The sequence below is a fragment of the Croceitalea sp. MTPC5 genome, from assembly GCF_036985505.1.
Taxonomy (GTDB): domain Bacteria; phylum Bacteroidota; class Bacteroidia; order Flavobacteriales; family Flavobacteriaceae; genus Croceitalea.
This window is the reverse complement of sequence record NZ_BTGQ01000006.1, coordinates 1-14350: the sequence shown is the minus strand read 5'-3', so window position 1 is coordinate 14350 and position 14350 is coordinate 1. Positions and strand designations below refer to the sequence as shown.

Annotated in this window: 8 protein-coding genes and 2 tRNA genes; 6 read left to right on the top strand and 4 right to left on the bottom strand. The window is 40.9% G+C overall.

All coding sequences use genetic code 11. The annotated features are described in order from the left end of the window. Positions 1-2 precede the first annotated feature (2 nt). The gene (locus AACM45_RS16905; RefSeq protein ID WP_339144212.1) at positions 3-419 is read right to left on the bottom strand and encodes an STAS/SEC14 domain-containing protein; all 417 of its coding nucleotides are present in this window, start codon (positions 417-419) and stop codon (positions 3-5) included. A 194-nt stretch (positions 420-613) separates the two neighbouring features. After that, a complete protein-coding gene (locus AACM45_RS16900) occupies positions 614-3163 on the bottom strand; it encodes an ATP-dependent Clp protease ATP-binding subunit (RefSeq protein ID WP_339144210.1) in 2550 nt (849 codons plus the stop codon). A gap of 258 nt (positions 3164-3421) precedes the next feature. Between AACM45_RS16900 and gyrA the strand changes: the two genes are divergently transcribed. Next, positions 3422-5953 carry a DNA gyrase subunit A gene (gene gyrA / locus AACM45_RS16895; RefSeq protein ID WP_339144208.1) on the top strand — a complete coding sequence of 844 codons (2532 nt, stop codon included), beginning with the start codon at positions 3422-3424 and terminating at the stop codon, positions 5951-5953. Between the two features lie 37 nt (positions 5954-5990). Continuing rightward, positions 5991-7241 (top strand): tetratricopeptide repeat protein, encoded by a 1251-nt coding sequence (locus AACM45_RS16890; protein WP_339144206.1) that lies wholly within the window; start codon positions 5991-5993, stop codon positions 7239-7241. 50 nt (positions 7242-7291) lie between these two features. On the opposite strand, the gene AACM45_RS16885 is transcribed toward AACM45_RS16890, so the two are convergent. Together AACM45_RS16885 and AACM45_RS16880 are read right to left on the bottom strand one after the other, a co-directional pair. Next, positions 7292-8044, bottom strand: coding sequence for a C40 family peptidase (locus tag AACM45_RS16885; protein WP_339144205.1), 753 nt, complete (start codon positions 8042-8044; stop codon positions 7292-7294). Between the two features lie 18 nt (positions 8045-8062). Further along, entirely contained in the window at positions 8063-9238 is a 1176-nt protein-coding gene (locus AACM45_RS16880; protein ID WP_339144203.1) for an acetyl-CoA C-acyltransferase, read from the bottom strand. A 116-nt stretch (positions 9239-9354) separates the two neighbouring features. Between AACM45_RS16880 and AACM45_RS16875 the strand changes: the two genes are divergently transcribed. From AACM45_RS16875 to AACM45_RS16860, 4 genes are all read left to right on the top strand, one after another. Then, positions 9355-11391: an HD family phosphohydrolase gene (locus AACM45_RS16875; protein ID WP_339144202.1), complete on the top strand. Its 2037-nt coding sequence runs from the start codon at positions 9355-9357 to the stop codon at positions 11389-11391. 126 nt (positions 11392-11517) lie between these two features. Next, positions 11518-13839, top strand: coding sequence for a TonB-dependent receptor (locus tag AACM45_RS16870; RefSeq protein WP_339144201.1), 2322 nt, complete (start codon positions 11518-11520; stop codon positions 13837-13839). 170 nt (positions 13840-14009) lie between these two features. After that, positions 14010-14093: transfer RNA gene (locus AACM45_RS16865), tRNA-Ser, on the top strand. A gap of 27 nt (positions 14094-14120) precedes the next feature. Next, positions 14121-14195: transfer RNA gene (locus tag AACM45_RS16860), tRNA-Pro, on the top strand. Positions 14196-14350: the final 155 nt, after the last annotated feature.

The window sequence follows — 14350 nt, the reverse complement described above, 5'->3', positions numbered from 1 at the left end:
GGTTATGCTTTTTTGTTTTTCTTTTTGTTCAAACGCTTTTTTATCCATGCCAATGCATTTTCATATTCGATAAAAAATTCAATTTGTTTTTTGTAAAACAATTTTTCAATCTTGAAATTATGCATATCTATCTCTTTCTTGGAAACGATAGCAAATGCCTTCAAGTTTTCTAAGCCCCTTATGTATGTGTATATAATGGGATCTACCGCGTAAGAATTACGTCTGAGGCTAATGTAACCAAAATCTTTACCCCTAAAGTGTATTTCTGAAATACCAATTATTTGATATGCCCTTTCAAGTGTTACGGTAGCCCCTTCATCAAAAGTCGCAACAATGTAGTTATCATACACTTGAACAACCCCAATATCTAAAACATACTCTTTAACAATAATGGCTTTTTTAGTAAAACCCATTTTCATGCCCCATTCATTTATAGTGTTGCAACGAAAGTAGTTTTAAGGGTATGTATTTTGAAAAATTTTAGATTAAAGGCCAATATATCGTTTATAGTGTTAAAAAATCATCCTAAAATGTACCATTCATCATTAGAAAGGTGTAGAACAAAAAAAGGAGCTGTAACACAGCTCCTCTTTTATATTAGGTATCGTCAAGTTTAAGCCTCAGAAGACTTTTTCACCTTCTTGATCTTAATGGTCAATTCTTCTTTCTTTTCGTTCAAGTCCATGAATATCGCATCACCTTCATTAAGGTTGGAATTAACGATTTCTTCCGCAAGGGCATCCTCAATATATTTTTGAATAGCCCTTTTAAGGGGCCTTGCCCCATATTGTTTATCAAAACCTTTTTCGGCGATATAATCCTTGGCTTTATCGGAAAGATTTAAGTCATACCCGATATCCTTGATTCTTTTGAAAAGTTTATCCAATTCAATATCGATGATTTTATGGATGTCTTCACGCTCCAGTGCGTTAAAGACGATGACATCATCAATTCGATTTAAGAATTCAGGGGCAAAAGCCTTTTTAAGTGCATTTTCAATAACGCTCTTTTGGTGACTATCTGCCTGTGCTTTTTTGGCAGCAGTACCAAAACCGACACCTTGGCCAAAATCCTTTAACTGACGTGCCCCGATATTCGAGGTCATGATGATGATGGAATTCCTGAAATCTATTTTACGCCCGAGACTATCCGTTAAAAAGCCATCATCCAATACTTGCAATAGCATGTTGAATACATCAGGATGGGCCTTTTCAACTTCATCCAACAGAATAACCGAGTAGGGTTTTCTTCTCACTTTCTCGGTCAGCTGGCCGCCTTCTTCATAACCTACGTACCCTGGAGGGGCACCAACAAGTCTCGAAATGGCGAATTTTTCCATGTATTCGCTCATATCTATCCGTATCAAGGCATCCTCGGAATCAAAAAGCTCTTTTGCAAGTACTTTTGCCAATTGTGTTTTACCAACTCCGGTCTGTCCTAAAAATATAAACGAACCAATAGGTTTATTAGGGTCTTTTAATCCTGCTCTATTGCGTTGTATGGCTTTGGCAACCTTCACCACCGCTTCATCTTGTCCGATAACGAAATCTTTGATGAGTTGGGGCAATTCCGCCAATTTATTGCTTTCGGTTTGGGCAATTCTATTGACCGGTATTCCGCTCATCATAGAGACTACATCGGCAACATTGTCTTCTGAAACGGTCTCACGGTTGAGTTTGCTTTCCTCTTCCCATCGTTCTTGTGCCGTTGCGAGGTCTTTTTCCAAACGTTTTTCGTCATCCCTTAACTTCGCGGCTTCTTCGTATTTTTGTTTTTTGACAACGCTGTTTTTCAATTCACGAACTTCTTCCAATTGTGTCTCAAGCTCTAGAATTTGTTTGGGCACGTCCATATTGACGATATGTACCCTTGATCCGGCCTCATCTAAGGCATCAATAGCCTTATCTGGCAAGAATCGATCTGTCATGTAGCGATTTGTCAATTTGACACATGCTACAATGGCATCGTCCGTATAAACCACATTATGGTGGTCTTCATACTTGCCTTTTATGTTCATCAAAATTTCAATGGTCTCTTCAACCGTAGTGGGTTCGACCATTACTTTTTGAAAACGTCGTTCCAAGGCACCATCCTTTTCGATATATTGACGGTACTCGTCTAAGGTCGTTGCGCCTATACATTGTATCTCTCCCCTTGCCAAGGCAGGTTTGAACATGTTGGAGGCATCAAGACTTCCTGTCGCACCACCAGCACCTACAATGGTGTGGATTTCGTCGATGAACAAAATAATATCATCATTCTTTTCAAGCTCGTTCATAACGGCCTTCATACGCTCTTCGAACTGCCCTCTATATTTTGTTCCGGCCACCAAAGAAGCCAAATCCAAGGTTACGACACGTTTATTGTAAAGAATCCGGGATACCTTTTTGTTTATGATTCGCAGGGCTAAACCTTCGGCAATGGCACTTTTACCAACACCTGGTTCCCCAATTAGTAAGGGATTGTTCTTCTTTCTTCTGCTCAATATTTGCGAGACCCTTTCGATTTCCTTTTCACGCCCGACCACAGGATCTAATTTGTTCTCTTCGGCCATTTTGGTCAAGTCACGACCGAAATTATCCAAAACAGGCGTTTTCGATTTTTTACTCCCTTTTTGAGAACTTGAAGATCCGAAAGAACTTTCTTTTGGATCGCCAGCATCTTCGGCATCCCCTGGAAAAGACTCTGAAGTGGGGGAATCTATATAATCGTCGTCACTTGTAATCATTGATTTGAATTGATCTTTAACATTATCATAGTCAACCTTTAACTTATGAAGTAACTTTGTCGTGGGATCATTCTCGTTTCTAAGAATACAAAGCAACAGGTGGGCCGTATTTATTGACGAGCTTTGAAATAGCTTGGCCTCTAAAAATGTAGTTTTCAGGGCGCGTTCAGCCTGTCTCGTCAAGTGTAGGTTTTTCTTATCTTTTTGAACACTACCGGTATTCGGGTTCGCAGGGCTTAATATCTCGACCTTCCTCCTCAGGTGGTCTAAATCAACATCAAGCGCATCCAAAATGTTTATGGCCTTACCATTGCCATCCCTGAGTAATCCGAGCATGAGGTGTTCCGTGCCAATGAAGTCATGGCCTAAACGCAAAGCTTCTTCTTTACTGTAGGCTATAACATCTTTGACTCTTGGGGAAAAATTATCATCCATAAATTCTCTTTTCAGCAATTAAAATTAATAAAAGTATCGGTACAATGTTCAAATACTATACCCTTATTCGATAAAGACTGGAAAAATGACGAAAAAAGGTGGTTTTTATAAACAATTTAACAGGTTTCCCATGTACACTAAGTGTTCAAGATCGTGTTGATAATTTTTTTAATAAACTCTGCCATCGTTGTGCGTTCGCCTGTGATTTTCTGTATATTGCTACGATGTTTTAACCACAAAAAAGATTAAGATTTTAGCATGGCTGAAGGAGAAAAATTGATACCCATCAACATCGAGGATGAGATGAAATCTGCCTACATTGATTATTCAATGTCGGTCATTGTGTCACGTGCCCTGCCAGATGTCAGGGATGGCCTGAAACCTGTTCACCGTCGTGTGCTGTACGGAATGTACGAGCTTGGTGTAAGGTCAAGTAGTGCACACAAGAAATCTGCCCGTATCGTTGGTGAGGTTTTGGGTAAATACCACCCCCATGGTGATACTTCCGTTTATGATAGTATGGTGCGTATGGCACAAGAGTGGAGCTTACGTTACATGTTGGTCGATGGCCAGGGTAACTTTGGATCCGTAGATGGTGATAGTCCGGCCGCAATGCGATATACAGAAGCGCGCATGCGAAAGATCGCTGATGAGATGTTGGCCGATATTGATAAAGATACCGTAGACCATCAACTGAATTTCGATGACTCGCTGAAAGAACCCACCGTTTTACCAACAAGGGTTCCCCAATTGTTGGTCAATGGGGCATCAGGTATTGCCGTAGGTATGGCCACCAATATGCCACCGCATAACCTATCTGAGGTGATAGATGGTACAGTGGCCTACATCGATAACGATGCTATTGAAATCGATGAATTGATTACACATATCAAAGCCCCTGATTTTCCTACGGGGGGTATTATTTACGGATATGATGGCGTTAAAGAGGCCTTTCACACCGGGCGAGGTAGGGTAGTGATGCGGGCAAAGGCGACCTTTGAGGAGGTTCAAGGTCGTGAATGCATTATCGTTACCGAGATTCCTTATCAGGTCAATAAGGCTGACATGATAAAGAAGACCGCAGACCTTATCAATGACAAAAAGATTGAAGGTATCTCGACTATTCGTGACGAATCGGATAGAAAGGGAATGCGAATCGTCTATATCTTAAAGCGGGATGCCATTCCGAATATCGTGTTGAACATGTTATTCAAGTATACCGCATTACAATCTTCTTTTAGCGTGAATAATATTGCTTTGGTCAATGGTAGGCCAAAGTTGTTGAACTTAAAGGAAATTATCCATCATTTTGTTGAACACCGTCATGAAGTGGTCGTCAGAAGAACAAAGTTCGAACTTCAAAAGGCCGAAGATCGCGCACACATACTTGAAGGACTGATTATTGCCTCTGATAATATTGATGAGGTTATCGCCTTGATTCGTGCTTCTTCAAACGTCGATGAGGCGAGGACAGGATTAATGGAAAAGTTCAAGCTTACCGAAATACAGGCAAAGGCAATTGTCGAAATGCGTCTCCGTCAATTGACGGGCCTCGAACAAGACAAGCTTCGTGAAGAGTATGACGAATTGTTAAAAACCATAGAAGACTTAAAGGATATTCTTGATAAGAAAGAGCGTAGAATGCAGATTATCAAGGATGAGCTTATAGTGGTCAAAGAAAAGTATGGGGATGAACGTCGTTCAGAAATCAACTTTGCGGGCGGTGACCTGAGCATTGAGGATATGATTCCAGACGAACAAGTGGTCATCACTATTTCGCATGCCGGATATATTAAAAGGACCCCACTCACCGAATATAAGACACAAAATAGGGGAGGGGTGGGCCAAAAAGCGTCCTCTACCCGTAATGAAGACTTTTTAGAGCATTTGTTTGTTGGTACCAACCACCAATATATGTTATTCTTTACCCAGAAAGGAAAATGTTTCTGGATGCGTGTGTATGAAATTCCGGAAGGTAGTAGGACCTCAAAAGGTCGGGCAATTCAAAATTTGGTCAATATAGAGAATGATGACAAGGTAAAGGCATTCATCTGTACGCAAGATTTGAAAGACGAAGAATACGTAAACAGTCATTATGTAATCATGGCCACTAAGAAGGGAACTGTAAAGAAGACTTCCTTAGAGCAATATTCAAGGCCTCGCCAGAATGGGATCAATGCCATTACCATCCGTGACAATGATGAATTACTAGAGGCTAAATTGACTACCGGAACAAGTCAGATCTTCTTGGGACTCAAATCAGGAAAAGCAATCCGTTTTGAAGAGGGTAAGACAAGACCTATGGGCCGAAACGCCTCAGGGGTTCGCGGAATTACCCTTGCAGATGATAACGACGAAGTGATCGGCATGGTATCCGTGCACAATTTTGAGGATAATATTTTAGTGGTCTCTGAAAATGGCTATGGCAAAAGATCCAATATTGATGATTACCGCGTAACTAATAGGGGAGGAAAAGGTGTCAAGACAATTTCCATAACCGATAAAACAGGAGGTTTGGTAGCCATAAAGAACGTTACTGATTCAGATGACCTAATGATTATTAATAAATCAGGTATTGCGATCCGTTTGGGAGTTGAGGATTTGAGGGTCATGGGGCGTGCCACACAGGGGGTACGTTTGATCAATCTTAAAGGCAATGACAGTATAGCGGCGGTTGCCAAGGTCATGAAGGATGAAGACGCTGTAGATGGAACCGATATACTTGATATTGAGGTGAATGAAGAAGATGGCACGGCTCTTGATAATACCAATGATGAAGTAAAAGAATAAGTACTAAACACTAAATATTTTAAATTACCTTTTTACGATGAGAACTAAAATTTTAATACTGCTTGCCTTTTCGATAACAATGGCAGGCATTTCGCAAAAATCTGAAATCAAAGCGGCTGACAAAGCATTGAAAAATGGAAATGCCGCAGCGGCAAAAAGCACCTTGGAAGGTGCCATGGCTTTAATCGAAAATGCAGACCCCAAGTTACAGGCGCAGGCGTATTCCATTCTTGGTAATGCCAGTGCCCAGTTGTCTGATTTTGATGCAGCCGTTGCTGCCCTGAAAAAGGTCATTACCATTGAAGAGGCTTCAGGTAAACCGAAATATACCGCTGCGGCACAACAGAAATTGACCCAAATGACCTCTGAGTTGGTCAATGCAGCCGTAGAAGATAACAATAACAAGAATTATAAAGAAGGTGCAAGTAAGCTATACACTGCGTACAAGTTGAGCCCTCAAGATACCATCTACCTTTATTATGCTGCCAGTAGCGCGGTAAATGGTGGCCCAGACAATTACGATCAGGCGATACGCTTTTACAATGAGTTGAAAGAATTGAATTACGATGGTAGTGAGGTGAAATATACTGCCGTCAATGTCGCCTCTGGTGAAGTAGAATCAATGGATAAGACGACCAGGGACCTGTATGTTAAGGCAGGTACCCATAAAGATCCAAAAGAAGAGACCACACCTTCAAAGAAAGCCGAAATTGTAAAGAACATCGCATTGATCTATCAAGAACAAGGAAAGAATGATGAGGCCCTCGCAGCATACGAAGATGCCATATCGAACAATCCTGACGATGTCAACTTGGTTTTGAACAAGGCTAACCTATATTATAGTATCGGTGAAAAAGATAAGTTTAAGGAACTAATGGGCCAAGCCTCGGCAATGGCCCCGAATAATCCGGATCTCTTATACAATATCGGGGTTATCAGTATGGAACAAGGTAATTTAGAGGAGGCCCGTGATGCCTTTAAAAAGGCCCTGGCAGTAGACCCTAATTACATCAATGCCCAATTGAACCTTTCTACCACGTACGTAAACGAAGGCAATGCCTTAATTGATGAAATGAATACATTGGGTACGTCAAGGGCCGACACCGCCCGTTACGATGAGCTTAAGGCGAAAAAGGATGAGTTGTTTTTGGAAGGCGTTAAAATTTTAGAAGAAGCCCTTAAAACCAATCCTGATAATGAAGGTATCCTATCCCAACTAAAGAATATCTATGGAGCACTTGGAGATAATGAGAACTTCATGCGTATCAAAAAATTGATAGGGGAATAAGTCAGTTCATAAGACAGCATAGAAAACCCTGATATTATATCAGGGTTTTTTTATGCAATTTTTTTGATGACACGTAATTTGTGGGAGTATATTTTTTCCGTTACGTTAAAAATGCCGGTGTGATCTAACCTATCAATACGTACTTGGCCATTGACATGTATGATGTAATTGTCTTTAAGTATGATACCTACGTGATTTATAATACCATCGTTATTATCAAAAAATGCAAGATCACCCGGTTCGCTTTCTTCGATAAAGCTTAATGGCTCCCCTTGTGTAGCTTGTTTCTCAGTGCTTCGAAATAGGTTGAACCCATTTATTTTATAGACCATTTGGCTAAAACCTGAACTATCTATACCAAAAGGGGTTTTTCCACCCGATAAATAAGGTGTATTTAGATATAGTAAAGCCGTCGCAACTAGGTTTGATTTCAATTGTTTTACTATGGGCGCACTTCCATCAAAGGAATGGTGTAATAAAGGGATGCCATCAACCCGAGATCCCAAAACAATAGGGGTCAATACCCCTTTTTCTGAGATAATATGTGAAACAAAATCCGTAGTAAGTCGATGGGCTTCTTTTGAGTCAAAGTCCTTAAAATGCGTTTCTGGGATTAGTCGAAATTGGTTGTTTAGGATCCAACCTTCACAATGGTCGAAACAGACTGTTATCCTGCTCCATTTTTTTCTACGTTCCTTGACCTTGAAGAAATCACCATAAAGTAATTGGGTCACCATGGCAGTGCTATCATCGGCACCACTTCTTACAGCAACGATACTCATATGGCAGATTCCATACTGCATTGGTATACTGCTAATGGATTAGTTGCGTTCAACGATTACGGCAGAAGCACCACCACCACCGTTACATATGGCCGCCGCTCCGATTTTGGCATCCCTTTGCCTTAAAATATGTATCAGGGTAACCAAAATCCTTGCTCCTGAGCAACCTAATGGATGCCCTAAGGAAACCGCACCGCCATTGACGTTTACATTTTCATCGGTCAAACCCAATAATTTCGTATTCGCCAACCCGACTACCGAAAAGGCTTCATTAAATTCAAAATAATCAACATCATCAATCTTGATATTTGCTTTGTCAAGGGCTTTAGGCAGGGCCTTTGCAGGGGCCGTAGTGAACCATTTCGGTTCTTGTGCGGCATCTGCATAACTTTTAATGGTGGCTAAGGGTTCTAACTTTAATTCCACCGCTTTTTCGGCACTCATGAGCACCAATGCAGCAGCCCCATCGTTAATCGTCGATGCGTTAGCGGCGGTAACCGTACCGTCTTTCGTAAATGCAGGTCTTAGTGCCGGAATTTTTTCCATCCGCACGTTCTTGTATTCTTCATCTTCTGAAAAGAGCAGTGGTTCCCCTCTTCTTTGAGGTACTTCTACGGGTACTATTTCCTCTGAGAATTTACCTTCATTCCATGCGTCAGCTGAACGATTATAAGATTGAATGGCAAATGCATCTTGCTCCTCACGGGTAAAATCGTGTTTTGTCGCACAGGCATCAGCACATACCCCCATTGCATTTTGATCATAAACATCGACCAACCCGTCTTTTTGCATGCCATCAACTAGGGAAGTAGGGCCAAACTTGGTCCCTTTGCGCATGTGTACGTAATGCGGGATAAGGCTCATATTCTCCATACCCCCGGCAACTACGATCTCGTTATCACCCAGGGTTATCGATTGGGCAGCTTGCATGACAGATTTCATGCCCGAGGCGCAAACCTTATTGATGGTGGTGCAAGGAACCGTATCTGGGATTCCCGCAAAAATAGCGGCCTGCCGTGCAGGTGCCTGACCTGTACCGGCCTGAACCACGTTGCCCATTAAAACCTCGTCGACCTGTTCTGGCGTCAAATTGATTTTTTCCAATGCACCTTTAATGGCAATAGCTCCCAATTTAGGGGCCGGAACCGATGATAAAGAGCCCATAAAGCTACCGATAGGGGTCCTAACGGCCGATACGATGACCACTTGTTTCATTACCTTACGTTTTATGCCACGAAAATACAAATTTAAAAATGCATTCCGCCTTGCAAAGTACTTATCTATCTATGTGAATTTTTAATTTTCTATTTTTGAGATTAGGCTTCAAAAAAATGGGAAAATCATTAGACAAGTTTTACAAGAAACAAGCACTTATTTATAAGTATGTCCTTTATTTTATTTCAATTGGTCTCATTGTCTTTTTTTTTCCGAGAGGTGGAAAATTCAAATATGATTTCCAAAAAGGAAAGCCTTGGCAATATGAAAATCTCTATGCCCCTTTTGATTTTTCCATTAAAAAAACGGAAGAGGACATCACTTCTGAAAAACAGGCATTACTGCAACGCAGGCTAATGTACTACACCTATGATGGGGCGGTTTATGAGAACGTCAAACAGTCTTACCTAAGGCAATCACCTTCGATATTTGCTGAAGGGACGGTTTCAAATTCACAAAAACGGGCCATGCTAAAAACGGGGGGTCAGCTGCTTGATTCCATCTACGTGAACGGTGTATTCCATACGGATGTTACCGAACAAGAAGTTTTATTGGTGGTGGATAATGAAGCTCGAAAATTGACCAAAAATCAGATTTTGGGCATCTCAGAAGCCAAAGAGAGGGTTGCGGACCACCTTGCTGGTTTTTCGAATGAGCTCCGTGCGCCCTTGGAGAACCTTATTAAAAATTTGATAAGACCCAACGTTACATTCAACAAAAACCTTACGGAGAATGCCTTGGAAGCTGAAATGTCTAAAGTGTCATTTACAAGAGGTGATATTTTAGAAGGTAAATTGATTATTGCAAAGGGTGAGGTTGTAGAATCCAACGATTATAATATTCTCAACTCATTAAAAACGGAGTACGAATCAGAACTTTGGAAAGGCAGTAATTACTATTTTATCTTAATAGGGTATACCGTATTGGTGGCATTGGTACTGATGATGCTGTTTTTGTTCTTGAAAAAGTACCGTACTGAAATTTTCAACAATAACACCAAGGTTACCTTCATCTTCGTGAACATTCTTTTAATGGTCTTCATCACCACTTTGGTGGTTGAGAACAATGATGCGTTTTTATATGTGGTACCCTTGTGCATACTTCCCCTTGTATTGAAAAACTTTTTTGATGCTCGATTGGGCCTTTTCGTTCATGTTTTGACCATTTTGATCTTAGGTTTTGTGGTACCCAATAGTTTCGAATATATTTTTTTACAGATTATCGCTGGTATTGTGACCATACTTACGGTTTCAGAATTGTACAAAAGGGCCAATCTTTTTATTTCGGTCGGTCAGATTACCTTAATCTATATCATAGGGTATTTTGCTTTTCATGTGATACACGAAGGAAACCTACAGAATATTGAATTGGTCACTTTTGGTATTTTTCTGCTGAATGGGATGATAACCCTATTTGCCCAACCTTTGATTTATCTGTATGAAAAGATATTTGGCTTGGTATCTGATGTATCGTTATTGGAACTATCCGATACCAATTCAAAATTACTGAAAGAACTTTCAAATAAGGCCCCAGGTACTTTTCACCACTCTTTACAGGTTGCCAACTTGGCAGAGGCCGCGGCCAATGAGATAGGGGCAAATTCCATGTTGGTCAGGGTAGGTGCACTATATCACGATATTGGTAAGATGGATAACCCGACCTATTTTACCGAAAACCAGATTACGAATGTTAACCCGCATGATGACCTACCACCAAAAGAAAGTGCCAAGATTATAATTGACCATGTCATCAACGGTATCGAATTGGCTCGAAAGAACAACCTACCCGATCGTGTAATTGATTTCTTACGAACCCACCATGGTACGAGTTTGGTATTCTACTTTTTTAAAAAGCAGCAGGAGATCGACCCAGAAGTAAGTGATGAGGATTTTAGATACCCGGGCCCTATACCTTTTTCAAAGGAGACCGCGATTTTAATGATGGCCGATGCCGTGGAGGCAGCCTCAAAAAGCCTAAGGTCACCAACCTATTTGATGCTTGATGAATTTGTTGAAAAAATAGTGAAGGGCCAGATGCAGGCCAATCAATTCTTAAATGCGAATATTACCTTTAAGGAAATAGAGGCCGTCAAAAAAGTGCTGAAACAAAAATTGACCAACATCTATCATTTACGAGTAGAGTATCCGGAGTAAGTTTGGTTAGGTGCAGTTTAATTCAAATGCAAACGTTAATAAAATGAAAAACAAGTTGTTATTCCCTTGAATAATAGTTAAATTTACTTATATAAAAGTTGTACTATCAATTTTAAAAGTAAAGCTATGATTTCTAAAAACAACTTCCTTTCGGCTACGATTACATTCTTATTTAGTGTTGCCATTTTAACAGGACAACAATCCGGACCTGCAATCACAGATCAATCATTGGAGGATGTTTTTTGGGAATCCCTGCAAAAAGAACGTGCGCCGAAGGATTCCCTAGTGCTTTGGCAAGAGCAAGTTTTGCTGCATACTGATAAGGATATTCTTGAACCGAAAGAACACTTGTTTTTTAAGGCTTATGTGCTTACGGGTCCTGAACAGTTGCGGGTGAGCGCGAGTGACGTGCTTAAGGTGGAACTTCTGAATGAAAATGGGCAACTGGTCAACAGTCAGTATCACAAAGTGGTTGACGGGGCAGCAGAAGGCTCCTTTAAGGTTCCGAAAAAAACGAAATCCGGTAAGCATTACCTTCGGGCCTATACCAGATGGATGTTGAACTACGGGCCTGAAAATTTTGCGGTCAAGGCCATTTCCGTTCAGAAGCGTAAATCACTTTCATCGGTCGGTAATCTTGATTTCGGTGGTATCGAAGTTTTTCCGGAAGGCGGAAACCTGATTGCGGGATTGGAGAATAGAATTGCGGTGGGTTTTGAAAAACTGGGGGAAACCCAGATTTCGGTAGTTGATGAAAATAACAATGAAGTGGCCAAAGTGCAAAACTATGGAGGCGGTTTAGGTACGTTTTTGTTAAAACCTAAAGTCGGTGAACGGTATAGCCTACTGCTTAATAAAGGAAGAAAAATTCCCCTCCCCAATAGTAATGCGGTAGGTTATACATTACGATTGAATACGATAGATGATTCTAAAGTCGTGGCAAAAGTAGCTTCAACAAAAAATCTAAAAGACCAAGACATTTATTTGCGGGGAAGAATCAATGGAATCAAGTTTTTTGAATCCAAAGTAGATTTCAATAAGAACAATGAGGTCGAGATTGACATTCCGAAAGGTAAATTGCCCAACGGGGTGCTAAGACTTCAGTTAGAAGATGATATTGATCAGGTCTGGGCTAGCCGGCCATTGCATATTAGCAATAATGAACTTCGACTTCAAATCGAAGAAACTTCAAATGTCGAGGGTAGGTCATTGAAAATAAAGGTTACGGATACCGAGGGCTTGCCCGTACAAACCGAACTTTCAGTGGCCCTGGGTCAAAATAAGACGGTTAGCACTTCAAAAAATAGTTTCGATAGCGTTAGAAACCAACGTTTTTTAAATGATCTGTTGGTGCTCACCAACCAATTACCTGCAGATTATGCATTGAATAAGGTTACGGAACTTCCCGATGAAATCAGATATAATTTTCAGAAAGGGCTGGAATTTTATGGTAGGGCCTATGATTTAGATGCAGTTCCCTTGACCAATACCAAAATTCAGATCGTAGTCAGCGGAGAAGGTGAGGCAGAGGCTTATGAGGTGGTTACTAATGAAGAAGGCCTTTTCGAACTGAAAAATTTGCAGATTGAAGGGGAGGCAGACATGGTTTTTAGAAGGGTCGCTGAAGAAGACAGGGACAAGTTCGTAAAGGTAGTACCCTATCAATATGAAACCCCTCCCTTAAACTTTGAAGACAAGAATGGACAACAAGATTTACGATCAAAACAGTTCATCCCTAAAAAACAAACTGCTGAATTCAAACCGGATGAGAATGCCGAACGATTGGTTACCTTAGAGGGAGTTACGTTAATCGGGGAAAAATTGAAAGCAAAAAGGACGCCCTCAATCTACAATATCGAACCAGATAGGGTTACCTATCAAAATCCGGAAAGACCCAGAACGATACCTGAACTGTTTTTAGGTATTCCGGGCGTGCAGGTGGTAGGTTTGGGGAGTTTAAACCCGAGATTGGTATTACCGCGGACTATTGGTGGTGGGCCTACTTTATGGGTCATAGATGGATTGCCCTTGATACAACCTACATCGTTAAACGATATTATGAGCCTTGTACCTTTCTTTGACGTTGACCGAATTGAGTTATTGCTTGGAGCAAATGCCACTATTTACGGAACTAGAGGTGCCGGAGGTGTAATTTTGATGTATACTAGAAACGGTATGGATGAGAATTATTTTAATCGAAAAAAAGCGCGACTGACTTTTGAGGGTTTTCATGATTCCCTTTCTTTTGATGCGTATCAAGGACAATTAAACAGTAAGAGGGGCAAGACCGAAGGCAGCACGGTGTATTGGAATCCTTCGCTAAAAACCGATGAAAATGGGGAAGCTGTAATCGAACTTCCGAAACTATCCGAATCAGGGGGAATTACCTTCGATGTCAAAGCCATTACACCAGATGGTAAAAACGGAAGTTTAAAAACGATTTATTAGTAAGCAATGGAAATAATCAAAAATAAAGTGGGGCAATTGCCCCACTTTATTTTTTTGAAACCTTTTGTAATTTTTATTTCAAATAATTAAAAAAATAGTTGTTTCCTTTAACTTGAAAGGGTATTTTTGCATCCGCATTTTGCGTAAGTTCTTAAGTAAGTAAGATTAAAGGAGAGGTGCCGGAGTGGTAACGGAGCAGATTGCTAATCTGTCGACGCGTAAGTGTCGCATGGGTTCGAGTCCCATTCTCTCCGCAATTTCTTTTAATAGGGATAACTACTCGGGGTGTAGCGTAGCCCGGTTATCGCGCCGCGTTTGGGACGCGGAGGTCGCAGGTTCGAATCCTGCCACCCCGACGAACTGCCATTATGGCAATATCAAAACCCTGCTAATCGTATGATTATCAGGGTTTTTCATTTTTTCTGCAATCATATGATATCGTTTGAAACCACCCTTCTGGTGTGCAATTCGGTGTACAAAGCGGTACGCAATTTGTGCTAATTTTAAATAG

What these genes read in the sequence shown, in the direction of transcription:
- AACM45_RS16905 (WP_339144212.1), bottom strand. Translation starts at nt 419, where the DNA reads ATGAAAATGGGTTTTACTAAAAAAGCCATTATTGTTAAAGAGTATGTT.
- AACM45_RS16900 (WP_339144210.1), bottom strand. Translation starts at nt 3,163, where the DNA reads ATGGATGATAATTTTTCCCCAAGAGTCAAAGATGTTATAGCCTACAGT.
- gyrA (WP_339144208.1), top strand. Translation starts at nt 3,422, where the DNA reads ATGGCTGAAGGAGAAAAATTGATACCCATCAACATCGAGGATGAGATG.
- AACM45_RS16890 (WP_339144206.1), top strand. Translation starts at nt 5,991, where the DNA reads ATGAGAACTAAAATTTTAATACTGCTTGCCTTTTCGATAACAATGGCA.
- AACM45_RS16885 (WP_339144205.1), bottom strand. Translation starts at nt 8,044, where the DNA reads ATGCAGTATGGAATCTGCCATATGAGTATCGTTGCTGTAAGAAGTGGT.
- AACM45_RS16880 (WP_339144203.1), bottom strand. Translation starts at nt 9,238, where the DNA reads ATGAAACAAGTGGTCATCGTATCGGCCGTTAGGACCCCTATCGGTAGC.
- AACM45_RS16875 (WP_339144202.1), top strand. Translation starts at nt 9,355, where the DNA reads ATGGGAAAATCATTAGACAAGTTTTACAAGAAACAAGCACTTATTTAT.
- AACM45_RS16870 (WP_339144201.1), top strand. Translation starts at nt 11,518, where the DNA reads ATGATTTCTAAAAACAACTTCCTTTCGGCTACGATTACATTCTTATTT.